Below are 15,196 nucleotides of genomic sequence, written 5' to 3' on the forward strand. Positions count from 1 at the left end.
AGCACGCCATGGCCCAACCCGAAACCGCCCGCCCGACGCTGGCCATCCTCCGCAAACAGGCCCGCGCCAGCGGCATCACCATCGCCCCCGAGCGTGAACAATTCGTGCTGGCCGGCGCGCAGCACCTGCACGAGGCGGCTCAGCGGCTGGACGACATCGCCGCGGACGAAAAGCCGTGATGACGGCCGCTGATCTCAGCATCCCCGAGGCCGCCGCGCGGCTTCGCGACGGACGCCTGACCTCCGTGGCGCTGACCGAGGCGCATCTTACCCGCATCGCGGAACGTGACGGCGCCTACCATGCCTTCCTGCATGTCGCCGCCGAAAGTGCGCAGGCTGCGGCCGCCGAGGCAGACGCCGCGTTTTCCCGCGGCGAGGATCTCGGGCCGTTGCAGGGCATCCCCGTCGCGATCAAGGATCTCTTCGACACGGCGGACATGCCGACGACCTATGGCTCGGACCTGCATGCCGGACGCGTGCCGACCGGCGACGCCGAGGTGGTTCGCCGGCTAAGGACTGCCGGGGCGGTGCTGCTCGGCAAGCTCGAAACCTACGAATTCGCCATGGTCGGTCCGGTCTTCGACCGCGCCTTTCCGCCGGCCGCCAATCCCTGGGATACCAGCCGCGCCACCGGCGGCTCCTCGTCCGGCTCGGCCGCGGCGGTTGCCGGCGGGCTGGTGCGCACCACGATCGGTTCGGATACCGGCGGCTCGGTGCGCAGCCCCGCCGCCTATTGCGGCGCCGTCGGCCTCAAGCCGACCTATGGCCGCATCCCTACCCGCGGCGCCTTTCCGCTGTCGCCAAGCCTCGATCACGTCGGCCTCGTCAGCGCCTCCGTCGCGGAAGCGGCCATCACGTTCGATGCCATCGCCGACGGCGCATACGCTACCACGCGCCTCGGCACGTCGCTCGACGGCCTCACGATCGGTTACGCCCGCGACTGGTTTGCCGGCGATCCGGAAACCCTGCCGGCGCTGCTCGACGCCATTGATGGTGCCGCCTCCCTGTTGTCGCTGCTCGGTGCCCGGATCGAAGAGGTGACGCTGCCGGATGCAGCGGATTTCGAGGCGGTCGGCGCGGTCATCATCCATGCCGAAGCCTTCGAAATCCACCGCCGGCAACTCGCCGCATCCGGCGCGCACTACAGCCGCAAGGTCTTCCAGAACATCGCCTCCGGCCTCTGCCTGACGCCGGACGATCTCGCCCACGCACGCCAGGCCGCCGCGCGCCTGCGCACCCGGCTCGACCGCACCGTCTTCTCCCGCGTCGACGCCATCCTGACGGCGACGACATTGACGCCGGCGATCCCCTTTGCCGACTTCGCCGGGGAGGCGGCGCGGTGGACGCCGATGCGCACCATCGCCTTCAACGTCACCGGCCATCCGGCGCTATCCGTGCCCTGCGGTTTTGCCGACGGCCTGCCCCTCGGCCTCCAACTCGTCGGCAAGACGGGGGACGAGGCGACAGTGTGCCAGATCGGCCATGCTTATGAGATGGCCAGCGATTTTTCGGCATCGAAGCCACCACGGCCCTGACGGCTGGTTGCGGCCGCCTGGATCCTCGGGTCGAGCCCGAGGATGACGGAGGGTGGGGTGGCGTTGTGGCAACCCTGTGGCCGTCACGGCCGCCTGTTGAGACAGCTCGAACCGTCGAAAAAACCCCCTCATCCGCCTGCCGGCACCTTCCCCCCGTGGGGGAGAAGGGGAGGATCGCCGGCCTCTCGTTTTCCCTTCACCCCCAACGGGGAGAAGGTGGCCCGAAGGGTCCGATAAGGGGGTTGTGACCACTGCTGCCCGGAACAGTGCCGCAGGGGACCCAAAAGACTAGATCCCTTAACTGCATCGCCTATCAGTGGTCTCCACGCTTTCGCTGGCACTTCGGCGGCCGCATCCTCCCTCCCTTCTCCCCACGGGGAGAAGGTGGCCCGAAGGGTCGGATGAGGGGGTGCGACCACCGTGCCGTCTGGGACGGTGGGGCAGAGAACATTCAGGCCTTCTGCAACCGATCAAGCCTGAGCTGTGCCGCGCGGCGGTGGCCTTCGAGGCTTTCGCTGGCGCTCTGGCGGGCGGCGGGTGGGGCGACGGCGGTGACGCCGCGTTCGTCGAGCCATTGGTGGGTGGCGATCTTGACGTAAGCGCCGACCCAGAGGCCGCCGGTGTAGCGGCCGGCGCCCATGGTCGGGAGCGTATGGTTGGTGCCGCAGCACTTGTCGGAATAGACGACGCTGGCGAGCTCGCCGATGAAGAGGGAGCCGTAGTTGCGCAGCTTCCTGGCCGTCGCCTGCGGGTCGAGCGTGTGGACTTGCAGGTGTTCGGCGGCGATGTGGTCGGAGTAGGCGATCATGGCGGCCTCGTCGCCGCAGACGACGATCTCGCCATAATCGCGCCAGGCCTGGCCGGCGACGGGGGCGGTCGAGAGATCCAACAGCTGGCGCTCGACCTCCTTCAATGTCGCCTCGGCGAGCGCGCGGTCGGTGGTGATGAGGCCGACGCGGGTGCGTATGTCGTGTTCGGCCTGGGCGAGCAGGTCGGTGGCGATCATCACGGCGTCGCCGGTCTCATCGGCGACAATGAAGATTTCCGAGGGGCCGGCGAGCTGGTCGATGCCGACGGGGCCGAAAACCTGTCGTTTTGCCTCGTTGACGAAGGCATTGCCGGGGCCGACGATCTTGTGCACAGACGGCACGGTCTCGGTGCCATAGGCCATGGCGGCGATCGCCTGGGCGCCGCCGATGCGGAAGATGCGGTCGGCACCCGACAGGTGGCAGCCGGCGATCATCGCGCGGTGGGCATTCGGCGGCAGGCAGGCGATCACCTCGTTGCAGCCGGCGACCTTTGCCGGCACGATGGTCATGATCGGCGCGGAGAGCAGGGGGTAACGCCCCCCCGGCACGTAGCAGCCGACGCGCTCGATGGGGATGACGCGGTGGCCGAGATGCAGGCCGGGGCGAAGCTCGATTTCCAGCGGCAGGATGGTGGCGAGCTGCGCCTCGGCGAATTTGCGCACATTGCCGATGGCGAATTCCGTGTCGGCGCGGGTCTGCGGGTCGAGTTCCGCGAGTGCGGCTTCCCGCTCCTCCGGCGTTACCTCGAAGGCGGCAAGCTCGGCCTTGTCGAATTTCACAGAATAGTCGCGCACGGCGGCGTCGCCCCGCTCGCGCACGTCGGCGATGATCTGCGCCACCAAAGTTTCGACCGAGGCGTTGTCGCCGATCGAGTCGCGTTCGGGTGCCTTCACGTATTGCACGCCCTTCATCGGCGTATCCTTGCTGGTCATGGCCTGTCTCTCCACTGAGCCTGATGGTGCGCGGGCACGGCTTTCCCGTCGGCGAAACCTTTGAGGTTCGGCCTGGAAACTGTGTCCCGTGCGTTCGAAATGATCGAGCACAAATCCTATTGCATACGTATTCAAAATCTGCCAGTCTTTTTTCCAACAGGCCGTCACAAACTCGTTTCGCACCCATTCGGGGCGGAAAAGGAGCGTGATGGCGATGCTTCGGATGCCCTGACGATGACCGCCGTTCCGACGACCAACGACCCACGCCCACCGCTCCTGCTGCTGCCGGGCACCGCCTGTGATGCCAGGGTATTTGCGCCGCTGATCGACAGGCTCGGCGATTATCCGGTGCTGATCGGCGATATGGGCGCGGCGACAACCATGCCCGATCTCGCCGAGGCGGTCCTCGCCGCCGCGCCGCCGTTTTTCCTGCTTGCCGGCTTTTCACTGGGCGGCATCTGCGCGCTCGAAATGGTCGCCCGCGCGCCGCAGCGCATCGGCGGGCTTGCTCTGATCGATGCGACGGCGCGGCCCGATCCGCCGGCGAACGCGGCGGTACGGCGCAAGTCCGTCGCGGATGCCCGTGAAAAGGGCATGGACGGCTTCATCCTCGATGCCTGGCCGCGGCTGGTCGCCGCGGGCAACGTCGACAATGCCGGCCTGCGCGACACGATCGTCGCCATGGCGCGTGACTGCGGACCGGACCGGCTGGCGGAGCAGGCGGAGGTTGCCATCCATCGCGTTGACAGCCGGCCGCGACTGGGCGCCATCGCGCAGCCCACGCTGGTGCTGGCCGGCGCCGAGGAGCAGGTTTGTCCGCTGGAAGCGCAACACGAGATTGCGGCCGGCATTGCGGGCGCGCAACTTCATCTCATCGCGGATGCGGGACATTTCGCGCCGCTGGAAAACCCTGAAGCCATGGCGCTCCATCTGCGGCGCTGGCTGAACACTCTATCGTAACCCCGACAGGATCGAATGGAAGGACATGTCATGAGCGAGGACGACGCCAAGGGCGCAAAAACCGTGGCGCAGAGCCAGCGCAAGGAACCGGTGGAACAGGTGTTGCAGGTCGAGCGCCGCGACTATACCGAGCTTGCGCCCATCGGGCGTGCGCGCGGCCAGTCGCTGGAGGGTTTCGACGAGATCTATACCGACATCGTTGATTATATCGTGCGCTGTACGCACCGGATCTGGGACGAGCGCGACATCGGCCTGATCTATTCGCACTACACGCACAATTGCGTGCTCTACGGCACGCTCGGCACGATCTACAATCGCGAGGACGTGGTGCGCGACACGATCCAGCGGCTCGTCTCGCTGCCGGAGCGGCGCGGCATGGCGACCCAGGTCCTGTGGCGCGGCAATGATGTGGAGGGGTTTTACACCTCGCACCTCGTCACCGGCTCCGGCCGGCACACGCAGTTCGGCCATTACGGCCAGCCGACGGGGCGCACCTTCGTGTCGCGCACCATCGCCGACTGCATGATCCACCGCAACAAGATCTACCGTGAGTGGGTGGTGGCCGATACGATGGCGATCATCAAGCAGCTCGGCCTCGATCCGCACGGCTTTGCCGAAAAGCTCGCAAAGTCCTCGTTCGACAAGGGCCTGCTGTCGCTCGATATCGGCGAGAACCGCCGGCTGCTCGGGCAATATCCGCCGGAAGCAGAAGCGGACGTCTCGATCGCGCATAACGATCTGGAGGCGCATACGCTGCGCTGGCTGCACGACATGTTCAACGGGCGCATGTTCGGCCGCATCAAGGATGTCTATGCGCCGACCTGCCAGTATCACGGGCCGCTGATGAAGGAGCTTTACGGCATCGCCGCCGTGACGCACCAGCATCTCGGCCTGATCGGCTCGATCCCGGATGCCGCGTTCACCGCGCAGCACATCTGCTCCAACCCCTGCGAGGAGGGTGGCACCAAGGTTGCGGTGCGCTGGCTGATGGAAGGCCACCACCTCGGCTACGGCATATTGCAGGAACTCGGCGAGCCGACCGGCGCCCGCCTGCAGGTGATGGGCATGACGCATTTCCACTACAAGGACGGCAAGATCGTCGACGAGTGGAACGTCTATGACGAGCTGTCGCTGCTGGTGCAGGTCAAGCTCGCCGAGCTTGCCCGCCAGTCGGGCAGCGCCGACTGATCCGCCGATGAGAGGGGCGGGCCGAGGCGGCCCGTCCCCTCAAAAAACTAGCGACACACCAGTCGCATGATCGTCTCGATGTTGAAGTGGATGCGGCCTTCCAGCGCATCCTTGGCCATCAGGTCGCGGTCGTAGATGATCGAGCCGGTGAAGCGGTTGGTCAGGTAGTAGTAGTTGACAGCGGCGATGGTGATGTTGAGCTGCACGGGGTCGACGCCCTCGCGGAAAACGCCCTCCCTTATGCCGCGCTCCAGCAGCGTGTCGACCATGCTGACGAGCTTGCGGCTCGATGCCTTGACGATCTCCGATTTTTTCAAATGCTTGCCCCGGTGCAGGTTCTCGCTGTTGACGAGCGTCAGAAATTCCGGGTTCTTCAGGTAATATTCCCAGGTGAAGCGCACGAGTTTTTCAAGCGCCGCCTTGGGGTCGAGATCCTCCAGGTGGAGCTTCTGCTCGGCGCTGCGGATGTCGAGATAGACCTCCTCCAGCACCGTCTGGAACAGGCCCTCCTTGCTCTCGAAATAGTGGTAGATCATGCGCTTGTTGGCCTTCGCCTTTTCGGCGATGTCGTCCACCCGCGCCCCACCCAAGCCATTCTTTGCGAACTCTTTTTTCGCCGCATCGAGAATGCGCGCCTTGGTGGCTTCCGCGTCCCGGATGCGCGGCTTGCGGACCGGTTTTTCTGTCTGTTCGCTCGTCATGCTCGGGGCCTGTCCTTTGCGCAGTCGGGATGTCTTGCCTGCAACTCATACACGTACAGATCGCCGTCCGTCAAAGCGGGTCGCGACGATTGCGTGGCGCGCGGCTGTTGAAAACCACTTGACTTGGGGGAAACTAAAGAAGTAACTAGTTAGTGCGTTAAGTGGCGTGAGAGACGCTCTGAGGCACTTCGGGCGAAAGCCGGGAGCGACCTTCGGGTCCGTCGAGCCGGCCGCGGCGCGGGAAGCGTTTCAATTGGGGAATCGGGAGGAACCTATGTCGACCTTTATCAAGGATTTCATCGAGCGGGAGACGGTCAGCCGTCGCAACTTCTTGCTGGCGACCGCCGCCGGCCTCGGCGCCGTCGCGGCACCCGGCCTGCTTGGCCGCGGCGCAGCCCATGCCGCCCTGACGGACCCGGCGATTGCCTGGAGCTACCGCGACCGGGCGTCGGCCTACTGGAACTCGGTCATCGCCGGCGGCGAGGCCTTCGTGGAATCGCTCGGCAAGCCGAAGAGCGCGCTGGTGAGCCTCATCAACGAGGGCTCGACGGAAAAGTCGCTCGCCGACATCAAGGCGTTCCTCGCCAAGAACAACGGCAATTGCGCCATCGCCTGCGACGCCAATGACAGCCCGAATGCGCGCCCCGTCGTGGAAGCCGTGCAGGCGGCCGGCGCCTATATCTCGACCATCTGGAACAAGACCGACGACCTGCATCCGTGGGATTTCGGCGACAACTACGTCTCGCACATGACCTGGTCGGACGAGCAGCCGGCCGAGCAGACCGCCCGCATTCTCTTCGAGGCGATGGGCGGCGAGGGTGGCGTCGTGCATCTCGGCGGCATCGCGGCCAACAACCCGGCGGTCGAGCGCCTCAACGGCCTGAAGAATGCGCTGAAGGATTTCCCGAACATCGAGCTCCTCGATGCGCAGCCCGCCGACTGGGACACCCAGAAGGGTGCTGCCCTGATGGCCTCCTTCCTCACGCGCTACGGCGACAAGATTAAGGGCGTGCACTGCGCCAATGACAACATCGCCTATGGCGTCATCGAAGCCTTGCGGGCAGAAGGCATCGAGGACATGCCGATCGTCGCCTATGACGGCAATCCGGAAGCCGTGCAGATGGTCATGGACGGCCAGCTTCTCGCCACCGTCTTCACCAATCCCCATTGGGGCGGGGGCATCAGCGCGGCGCTCGCCTACCATGCCGCGATCGGCAGCTTCAAACCCTCCGAAGAGCCGAAGGAACACCGCGAATTCTACGGCCCGTCAATCCTCGTCACGGCCAAGGACGCGGCGGAATTCAAGGCGAAATATCTCGATTCCGTGCCGGTCTACGACTGGAAAGACTTCTGGGGGCCGTCGAACGGCCAGATCCAGTACAAGGCCTAAAGTAGGCCCGGCGGCAGCCCGAGCGCTGCCGCCACTTTTCTTACATTAAATCTCATCGGGAAGAGGGGTGTCTGACGTGACACGTCGCCTATCGCGCGAAACCTTGATCAAGTGGGCGCCGCTCTTGGTGCTGCTCGCACTCGTGATCTTTTTCACGGCGCTCAATCCAACCTTCTTCTCGCTGCGGAATTTTGCGCGCATCGCGATCGCCTCGGCGCCCGCGCTGATGGTCGCCGTCGGCGTCACCTTCATCATCGTCATGGGATCGATCGACCTTTCCATGGAAGGCACGATCTCGCTGACCGCGGTCGCCTTCGCCTTCATCTTCGCCCAGTTCGGCGGGTCGCTCGGCGGCATGGGCTGGATCGCCATTCCGCTGGTGCTGGTGCTCGGCGGCGCGATCGGGCTGCTCAACGGCATTGTGCATGTGAAGCTCAGGATACCCTCCTTCATGGCGAGCCTCGCCATGGGCTTCGTCGGCACGGGGGCTGCCATCCTGCTTACCGGCGGCGATATCGTGAAGGTCAGCGACGCGGCGTTCCGCGGGCTGCTCACCGTGCGCTGGCTCGGTTTCCCGCTGATGGTCTACATCGCCGCCTTCTTCCTCTTCGTCGCCTGGTTCATCCAGACCCACACGACGCTCGGCCGCAATTTCTACGCCGTCGGCGGCGGCGAGGACCTGGCGCATGCCTCGGGCCTCAACGTCACCCGGGTGCGCGTCACGGGTTTTGCGCTGGCGGGCGTCTTCTATGCCATCGCCGCCATCCTCGTCGTCGCCCGCATCGGCCAGGCGGAATCGGTGACGGGCTCGAACTTCATGTTCGTCTCCATCACCTCCGTCGTCGTCGGCGGCGTGGCGCTGTGGGGCGGCATCGGCGGCGTGTGGAATGCGCTGGTCGGCGTGCTCATCGTCGGCGTCATCGACAATGGCATGGTCGTCATCGGCCTGCCGGATTTCGTCCAGGACGGGGTGCTGGGCCTGCTCGTCATCGTTGCCGTCGTGCTGTCGACAGACCGCAAGATGGTTTCCTTCGTGAAGTGAGGCGCGCGCCATGTATCAGCTCAAAGCCGTCGACAAGAAATTCCCCGGCGTCCACGCCCTGAAGGCCATCGACTTCCATGTCGAGCGCGGCGAGATCGTCGGCCTGGTCGGCGAGAACGGCGCCGGCAAGTCCACCCTGATGAAGGTCATCTACGGCGCCTACCAGCCGGATGGCGGCCAGGTCCTCATCAAGGGCGTGCCGGTGCGGTTTGCCAATCCGCGCCAGGCGATGGAAAAGGGCATCGGGATGGTGTTCCAGGAACAGTCGCTCATCCCCAACCTCACCGTCATGGAAAACATCTTCCTCGGCTATGAACAGCAGTTCGTGCGCTTCGGCGTGGTCGACTGGAAGGCGATGGCGCGGGCCGCCAAGGCCCAGCTCGCCAAGGTGAAGCTCGACATCGATCCCGGCATGGTGACGTCGAAACTCTCCTTCGCCCAGCGCCAGCTCGTCGAGCTTGCCAAGGTGCTGACGCTGGAGGAGCGGGTGAAGGGCGACCTCGTCATCCTGCTCGACGAGCCCACCTCGGTTCTCTCCAAGGAAGAAGTGCAGCTTCTCTTCAAGCTGGTGCGGGAACTGACCACCCGCGCCTCCTTCATCTTCGTCTCGCACCGCATGGACGAGGTGATGGACCTGTCGGACCGCATCTATGTCATGAAGGACGGTGCGGTGGTCGACGTGGTGGCGCGCGGCGGCGCGACGGCGGAGGCCATCCAGCACAAGATGGTCGGCCGCAACGTCGACAAGCAATATTACCGCGAGCACCTGCAGGCGCCCTATGACGCCTCGAAAGTGCTGGTCGAGATGGACCGCGTCGGCCTGCCCGGCCGCATCCAGGACATTTCGCTGAAGCTGCATGCCGGCGAAGTGCTGTGTCTCGTCGGCACGGAGGGCTCCGGCCGCGAGGCTATTCTCCGCACCATCTACGGCATGCTGTCGGCAACGACGGGGCAACTACGCATCAAGGGCGAGGACGCGGCCGGCTATTCGCCCCGCCACGCGGTCGCCCATGGCGTCGGCTACGTGCCGCGCGAGCGCAAGGTCGAGGGTATCGTCGCCGGCATGAATGTCTACGAGAACATGACGCTGTCGCAGATGAAGAACCATTCGCGCGGCGGCGTGCTGCGCGTGGCCGAAGAGCGAGCGCTGGCGCGCGACTGGATCAAGAAACTCTCGATCAAGGCGCATTCCGAATTCGCCGATTGCGGCAACCTTTCCGGCGGCAACCAGCAGAAGGTGGTGCTCGCGAAATGGCGCTCCGGCGGCTCGGACATCATGCTGCTCGACCACCCAACACGCGGCCTCGACATCGGCGCCAAGGAAGATGTCTACGACATGATCCGCGCCATGAGTGCGGCCGGCGTCGGCATCGTGCTCGTGGCCGATACGCTCGAAGAGGCGATCGGCCTGTCGCACACCATCATCGTCGTCAAGGACGGTCGCATCCAGAAGCAGTTCGCCTGCGAGCCGGGCGCCAAGCCCACGCCCTACGACCTCCTGCACTACATGATCTGAGGGACCAATGGATATTCAGCGCCTCAAACCGCACCTGCCCTGGATCACGCTGGTCGTGCTCGTCGCGATCGTCGGCTTTACCGATCCGGGCTTTTTGCGCCCGTCCAACCTGCTCGGCCTTGCCGGCGATATCGTGCCGCTGTTCATCATGGCGCTCGGGCTGACCTTCGCCATCTATATCGGCGGCATCGACCTGTCCGCCCAGTCCATGGCCAACATGGTGACGGTCATCGCCTCCGTCTACCTCGCCTCGATGGGCGCCTGGGTCGCGGTGTTCTGCGTGGCCGCCGGCTTCCTGCTCGGCATGCTGTCGGGCTACGTCACGACGCGGCTCTTCGTGCCCTCCTTCATCTCGACGCTCGCCATCGGCGGCGTCGCCTTCTCCATCGCACAATGGCTTTCCGGCCAGCGCGCGCTCAACATGGATGCCGTCCAGCGCAACGAGACCTTCGGCTGGATGATCGGCCGCACCTGGGGCGTGCCGCATGAGCTGTTGATCGCCGCGGTGCTGGTCGCCATCTGCCTGTTCATCGAGCGGCGAACGACGCTGGGGCGGGCGCTCAAAGCGGTCGGCGCCGGCGAGCTTGCGGCGGCGGCCTCGGGCCTCAACGTCGCGCGCTACAAGATCCTCGCCTTTGCGATTTCCGGCGCACTTGCCGCCATTGCCGGCCTGCTCTTCGCGGTGAAACTCTCGGGCGGCGCGCCGACGATTGCCAACGGCTTCCTGCTGCCGGCCATCGTGGCCGTGCTGGTGGGTGGCACGCCGCTCACCGGCGGCGTCGGCGGGGTGGTCAATACGGTTGTCGGCACGCTCATCGTCGCCGTCATACGCGCCTCGATGCTCTATTTCGAGATCGACGCGACGCGCCAGCAGATGGTGTTCGGCATCGTGCTGATCGTCGCCATCGCGCTCACCATCGACCGCGCCAAGCTGCGCACCGTGAAGTGAGGCACAGGCCATGAGCACCATGCGCGCGGCAGTCCTCACCGCCCCGAAACGCTTCGAACTGCGCGACGTCCCCGTGCCGGCCATCGGCCCGGAGGATGTGCTGGTGCGGGTCACGCGCACCGGCATCTGCGGCACCGACATCCATATCTTCAACGGCCACTACGCCGCCGACAAATTGCCGCTGATCCCCGGCCACGAATTCTGCGGGACGATCGCGGAGCGCGGCGCGAATGTTCGCCAGCTCGCCATCGGCACGCGCGTCGTGGTCGATATCAACATCGGCTGCGGCACCTGCTTCTTCTGCCGCCGCAACGAGGTGCTGAACTGCGCCGAGGTCACCCAGGTCGGCATCGGCCGCGACGGCGCCTTTGCCGAATTCGTCGCGGTGCCGGCGCGGCTCGCGATCCCCGTGACGGGCAACATTGCCGACGAGGTTCTGGCGCTCACCGAGCCCGTCGCCTGCGTCGTTCGCGCGGCGCGCAAGGCGCGGGCGGCGTTCGGCCAGTCGGTCGTCATCTTCGGCGCCGGGCCGATCGGCAACCTGCACGTGCAGATGATGCGCCTCACCGGAGCCGCCCCGATCATCGTCACCGACCTCTCGGCCGAGCGCTGCCGCATGGCGATCGAGGCGGGGGCCGATGCCGCGGTGTCCGATCCGAGCCGTCTGAAGCAGACCGTGCTGGAGATGACCGGCGGGCGCGGCGCGGACCTAGTGATCGAAAGCGTCGGCAACAGAAGGCTCTACGAGCAGGCCTTCGATCTGGCACGCCGCGGCGGCCATGTCGCCTTCTTCGGCATCACGCCGCCGGGCGACACGGTGCCGGTCGACATCCTCAAGACCGTGCTGGAGGAGGGCAGCCTGAAGGGCTCCGTCGCCGGCATGGGCGAGGACATGCACGACGCGCTGACGCTGCTGTCGCATGGCCGTTTCCGGACGGAGGATTTCACGCGGGCGAGCTATCCGCTGGAGCGCATCCAGGAGGCCTTCGAGACGCTGGCCGACCGGCCGCAGGACCTGAAGACGCAAATCGCCATCGCGGCATAAACAATCGAAGTAGAGGATCCCATGGACCAGAAGACCCCGTTCCTTTCGCCCCCGACCGCAGCGCGCACCTTCGGCTTCTTCGTCGATGGCGAGTGGAAGGACGGCGTGGACCACTTCGAGCGCGCCTCGCCCGGCCACGGCACGCCCGTCACCCGCACGGTGCGCTGCACGGTCGACGACCTCAACGGCGCCGTCGCCGCCGCCCGCCGCGCCTTCGAGGATCGCCGCTGGTCCGGCCTTTCGGGTGCTGCGCGCGGCAGCGTGCTGCTTCGCGTCGCCGAAGTGCTGCGCCGCCGCCGCGACGAGATCGCCTATTGGGAGGCGCTGGAAAACGGCAAGCCGATCTCCCAGGCGCGCGGCGAGATCGACCATTGCATCGCCTGTTTCGAGGTCGGCGCCGGTGCCGCCCGCCTGCTGCATGGCGACAGCTTCAACTCGCTGGGCGACGACCTTTTCGGCATGGTGCTGCGCGAGCCGATCGGCGTCGTCGGGCTCATCACGCCGTGGAACTTCCCGTTCCTCATTCTCTGCGAGCGCGTGCCCTTCATCCTCGCCTCCGGCTGCACCATGGTCGTGAAGCCCTCGGAAGTCACCGCCGCCACGACGCTGCTGCTCGCCGAAGTGCTGGCGGAAGCGGGCCTGCCCGCCGGCGTCTACAATGTCGTCACCGGTTCCGGCCGCACCATCGGCCAGGCGCTGTCCGAGCATCCGGACGTCGATATGCTGTCCTTCACCGGTTCGACCGCGGTCGGCCGCTCCTGCGTGCATGCCGCCGCCGACAGCAATTTCAAGAAGCTTGGCCTCGAACTCGGCGGCAAGAACCCGATCGTCGTCTTCGCCGATTCCAACCTGGAGGACGCCGCCGACGGCGCCGCCTTCGGCATCAGCTTCAACACCGGGCAGTGCTGCGTCTCTTCTTCCCGTCTCATCGTCGAGCGCTCCGTCGCCGCCGAATTCGAAAAGCTGCTGGTGGAGAAGATGGCCAAGATCCGCGTCGGAGATCCGCTGGACGAGGCGACGCAGGTCGGCGCGATCACGACCGAGGCGCAGAACGCCACGATCCTCGACTATATCGCCAAGGGCAAGGCCGCGGGGGCGACGTTGCTCGCCGGCGGCGGGCCGGTCGATCTCGGCCGCGGCCAGTATATCGCGCCGACGCTGTTTTCCGGCGTGTCCCGCGACATGGCGATCGCGCGCGAAGAGATTTTCGGTCCCGTTCTGTGCTCCATGCACTTCGACACGGTGGAAGAAGCCATCCAGCTTGCCAATGATACGGTCTATGGGCTTGCGGCGAGCGTCTGGACGAAGGATATCGATAAGGCGCTGACAGTGAGCCGCCGGGTTCGCGCCGGGCGCTTCTGGGTCAACACGATCATGGCGGGCGGTCCCGAAATGCCGCTCGGCGGTTTCAAGCAGTCCGGCTGGGGCCGCGAGGCGGGCGTCTACGGGGTGGAGGAGTACACGCAGGTGAAATCCGTTCATATCGAGATCGGCAAGCGCACGCATTGGATCGCATGATGGCAGAGGGCTACGACTATGTGATCGTCGGGGGCGGCACGTCGGGTTGCGTGCTGGCGGCGCGGCTATCCGAAAATCCGTCCGCGCGCGTCTGCCTCATCGAGGCGGGCGGGCGCGATACCAATCCGCTGATCCACATGCCCGTCGGCTTCGCCAAGATGACGACGGGGCCGCTGACCTGGGGCCTCAAGACCGCGCCGCAGAAACACGCCAACAACCGCGAGATCCTCTACGCGCAGGCCAAGGTGCTCGGCGGCGGCTCCTCCATCAATGCCGAGGTTTTCACCCGCGGCGTGCCCGGCGATTATGACCGCTGGGTAGAGGAGGGTGCCGAGGGCTGGGGCTTCAGGGACATCCAGAAGTATTTCCTGCGCTCGGAGGGCAATTCCATCCTCTCCGGCGCCTGGCACGGGACCGACGGCCCGCTCGGCGTCTCGAACATTCCCGAACCCCAGCGCATGACGCGCGCCTTCGTGCAGAGCTGCCAGGAATTCGGCATTCCCTACAATCCGGATTTCAACGGCCCGGTGCAGGAAGGTGCCGGCGTCTACCAGACGACGACGCGCGACAACCGCCGCTGCTCGGCCGCCGTCGGCTACCTGCGCCCGGCGCTGAAGCGCCCGAACCTCACGGTCGTGACGGGCGCGCTCGTGCTGCGCGTGGTCTTCGAAGGCCGTCGCGCCGTGGGCGTCGATTTCGAGGTGGACGGCAAGCGCCGGACGGCGCGGGCCGACAGCGAAGTGCTGGTCACCTCCGGCGCCATCGGCACGCCGAAGCTGATGATGCTGTCGGGTATCGGCCCGGCCGATACGCTGAAGAGCCATGGCATCGATGTGGTGCAGGATCTTTCCGGCGTCGGGCAGAACCTGCAGGACCATTTCGGCGTCGATATCGTCGCGGAACTGAAGAACCACGACAGCCTGGACAAGTACAACAAGCTGCACTGGTCGATCTGGGCGGGCATTCAATATACGCTGTTCAACTCCGGCCCTATCACTTCCAACGTGGTGGAAGGCGGCGCCTTCTGGTATGGCGACAAGGCGAGCCCGACGCCGGACCTGCAATTCCATTTCCTTGCAGGCGCAGGTGCGGAGGCAGGCGTTCCCGGCGTGCCGAAGGGCTCCTCCGGCATCACGCTCAATTCCTATACGCTCCGGCCGAAATCCCGTGGCACCGTGACGCTACGCTCGGCCGATCCGCGCGCGCTGCCGGTCATCGACCCGAACTTCCTGAGCGATCCGGACGACATCAGGATCTCGGTCGAGGGGGTCAAAATAAGCCAGGAAATCTTCGCCCAGCCGTCCTTGCAGAAATACATCAAGGCGCTGCATTTCCCGGACAGAAACGTGCGCACGGAGGCGGATTACATCGCCTATACCCGCCAGTTCGGCCGCACCTCCTATCACCCCACCTGCACCTGCAAGATGGGACGCGATGCCCTGTCGGTGGTCGATCCGCAACTGCGCGTGCACGGCCTCGACGGCATCCGCATCTGCGACAGCTCCACCATGCCCAGCCTCGTGGGCTCCAACACCAATGCGGCGACGATCATGATCGGCGAAAAGGCGGCGGACATGATCCGTGGCAATGCGTGATCCAGTTTAACTCCCAA

At 65.7% G+C, this 15,196-nt stretch carries 13 protein-coding genes; 11 read left to right on the forward strand and 2 right to left on the reverse strand.

Going from position 1 to position 15,196, the window contains the following annotated elements; all coding sequences use genetic code 11:
* The first annotated feature begins 8 nt into the window (after positions 1-8).
* Together GB927_RS27130 and GB927_RS27135 are read left to right on the forward strand one after the other, a co-directional pair.
* Positions 9-179 carry a hypothetical protein gene (locus GB927_RS27130; protein WP_256120352.1) on the forward strand — a complete coding sequence of 57 codons (171 nt, stop codon included), beginning with the start codon at positions 9-11 and terminating at the stop codon, positions 177-179.
* Positions 179-1,534 (forward strand): amidase, encoded by a 1,356-nt coding sequence (locus GB927_RS27135; protein ID WP_256120353.1) that lies wholly within the window; start codon positions 179-181, stop codon positions 1,532-1,534. Before GB927_RS27130 ends, GB927_RS27135 begins: the two co-directional genes overlap by 1 nt.
* A 451-nt stretch (positions 1,535-1,985) precedes the next feature.
* Here GB927_RS27135 and hisD read toward each other — a convergent pair whose 3' ends face one another.
* Positions 1,986-3,275: a histidinol dehydrogenase gene (gene hisD, locus GB927_RS27140; protein ID WP_256120354.1), complete on the reverse strand. Its 1,290-nt coding sequence runs from the start codon at positions 3,273-3,275 to the stop codon at positions 1,986-1,988.
* A 234-nt stretch (positions 3,276-3,509) separates the two neighbouring features.
* Between hisD and GB927_RS27145 the strand changes: the two genes are divergently transcribed.
* On the forward strand, positions 3,510-4,235 hold the full coding sequence (locus tag GB927_RS27145) for an alpha/beta fold hydrolase (protein WP_256120355.1): 726 nt from the start codon (positions 3,510-3,512) through the stop codon (positions 4,233-4,235).
* 30 nt (positions 4,236-4,265) lie between these two features.
* Positions 4,266-5,423 (forward strand): nuclear transport factor 2 family protein, encoded by a 1,158-nt coding sequence (locus GB927_RS27150; protein WP_256120356.1) that lies wholly within the window; start codon positions 4,266-4,268, stop codon positions 5,421-5,423.
* A 47-nt stretch (positions 5,424-5,470) separates the two neighbouring features.
* Here GB927_RS27150 and GB927_RS27155 read toward each other — a convergent pair whose 3' ends face one another.
* A complete protein-coding gene (locus tag GB927_RS27155) occupies positions 5,471-6,124 on the reverse strand; it encodes a TetR/AcrR family transcriptional regulator (protein WP_256120357.1) in 654 nt (217 codons plus the stop codon).
* Between the two features lie 274 nt (positions 6,125-6,398).
* On the opposite strand from GB927_RS27155, the gene GB927_RS27160 reads away from it, so the two are divergent.
* From GB927_RS27160 to GB927_RS27190, 7 genes are all read left to right on the forward strand, one after another.
* The gene (locus GB927_RS27160; RefSeq protein WP_256120358.1) at positions 6,399-7,514 is read left to right on the forward strand and encodes a sugar ABC transporter substrate-binding protein; all 1,116 of its coding nucleotides are present in this window, start codon (positions 6,399-6,401) and stop codon (positions 7,512-7,514) included.
* A gap of 76 nt (positions 7,515-7,590) precedes the next feature.
* Positions 7,591-8,556: an ABC transporter permease gene (locus tag GB927_RS27165; RefSeq protein ID WP_256120359.1), complete on the forward strand. Its 966-nt coding sequence runs from the start codon at positions 7,591-7,593 to the stop codon at positions 8,554-8,556.
* A 10-nt stretch (positions 8,557-8,566) separates the two neighbouring features.
* Entirely contained in the window at positions 8,567-10,072 is a 1,506-nt protein-coding gene (locus GB927_RS27170) for a sugar ABC transporter ATP-binding protein (RefSeq protein ID WP_256120360.1), read from the forward strand.
* Positions 10,073-10,079: 7 nt separating this feature from the next.
* Positions 10,080-11,021: an ABC transporter permease gene (locus tag GB927_RS27175; RefSeq protein WP_256120361.1), complete on the forward strand. Its 942-nt coding sequence runs from the start codon at positions 10,080-10,082 to the stop codon at positions 11,019-11,021.
* A 10-nt stretch (positions 11,022-11,031) separates the two neighbouring features.
* On the forward strand, positions 11,032-12,066 hold the full coding sequence (locus GB927_RS27180; protein ID WP_256120362.1) for a zinc-dependent alcohol dehydrogenase: 1,035 nt from the start codon (positions 11,032-11,034) through the stop codon (positions 12,064-12,066).
* Positions 12,067-12,087: 21 nt separating this feature from the next.
* Positions 12,088-13,584, forward strand: a complete 1,497-nt coding sequence (locus tag GB927_RS27185; protein ID WP_256120363.1) for an aldehyde dehydrogenase family protein — start codon at positions 12,088-12,090, stop codon at positions 13,582-13,584.
* Positions 13,584-15,179 (forward strand): GMC family oxidoreductase, encoded by a 1,596-nt coding sequence (locus GB927_RS27190; RefSeq protein WP_256120364.1) that lies wholly within the window; start codon positions 13,584-13,586, stop codon positions 15,177-15,179. Before GB927_RS27185 ends, GB927_RS27190 begins: the two co-directional genes overlap by 1 nt.
* The last annotated feature ends 17 nt before the right edge of the window (positions 15,180-15,196 follow it).

This window comes from Shinella lacus, assembly GCF_010994755.1.
In the GTDB taxonomy this organism is placed as follows: Bacteria; Pseudomonadota; Alphaproteobacteria; order Rhizobiales; family Rhizobiaceae; genus Shinella; species Shinella lacus.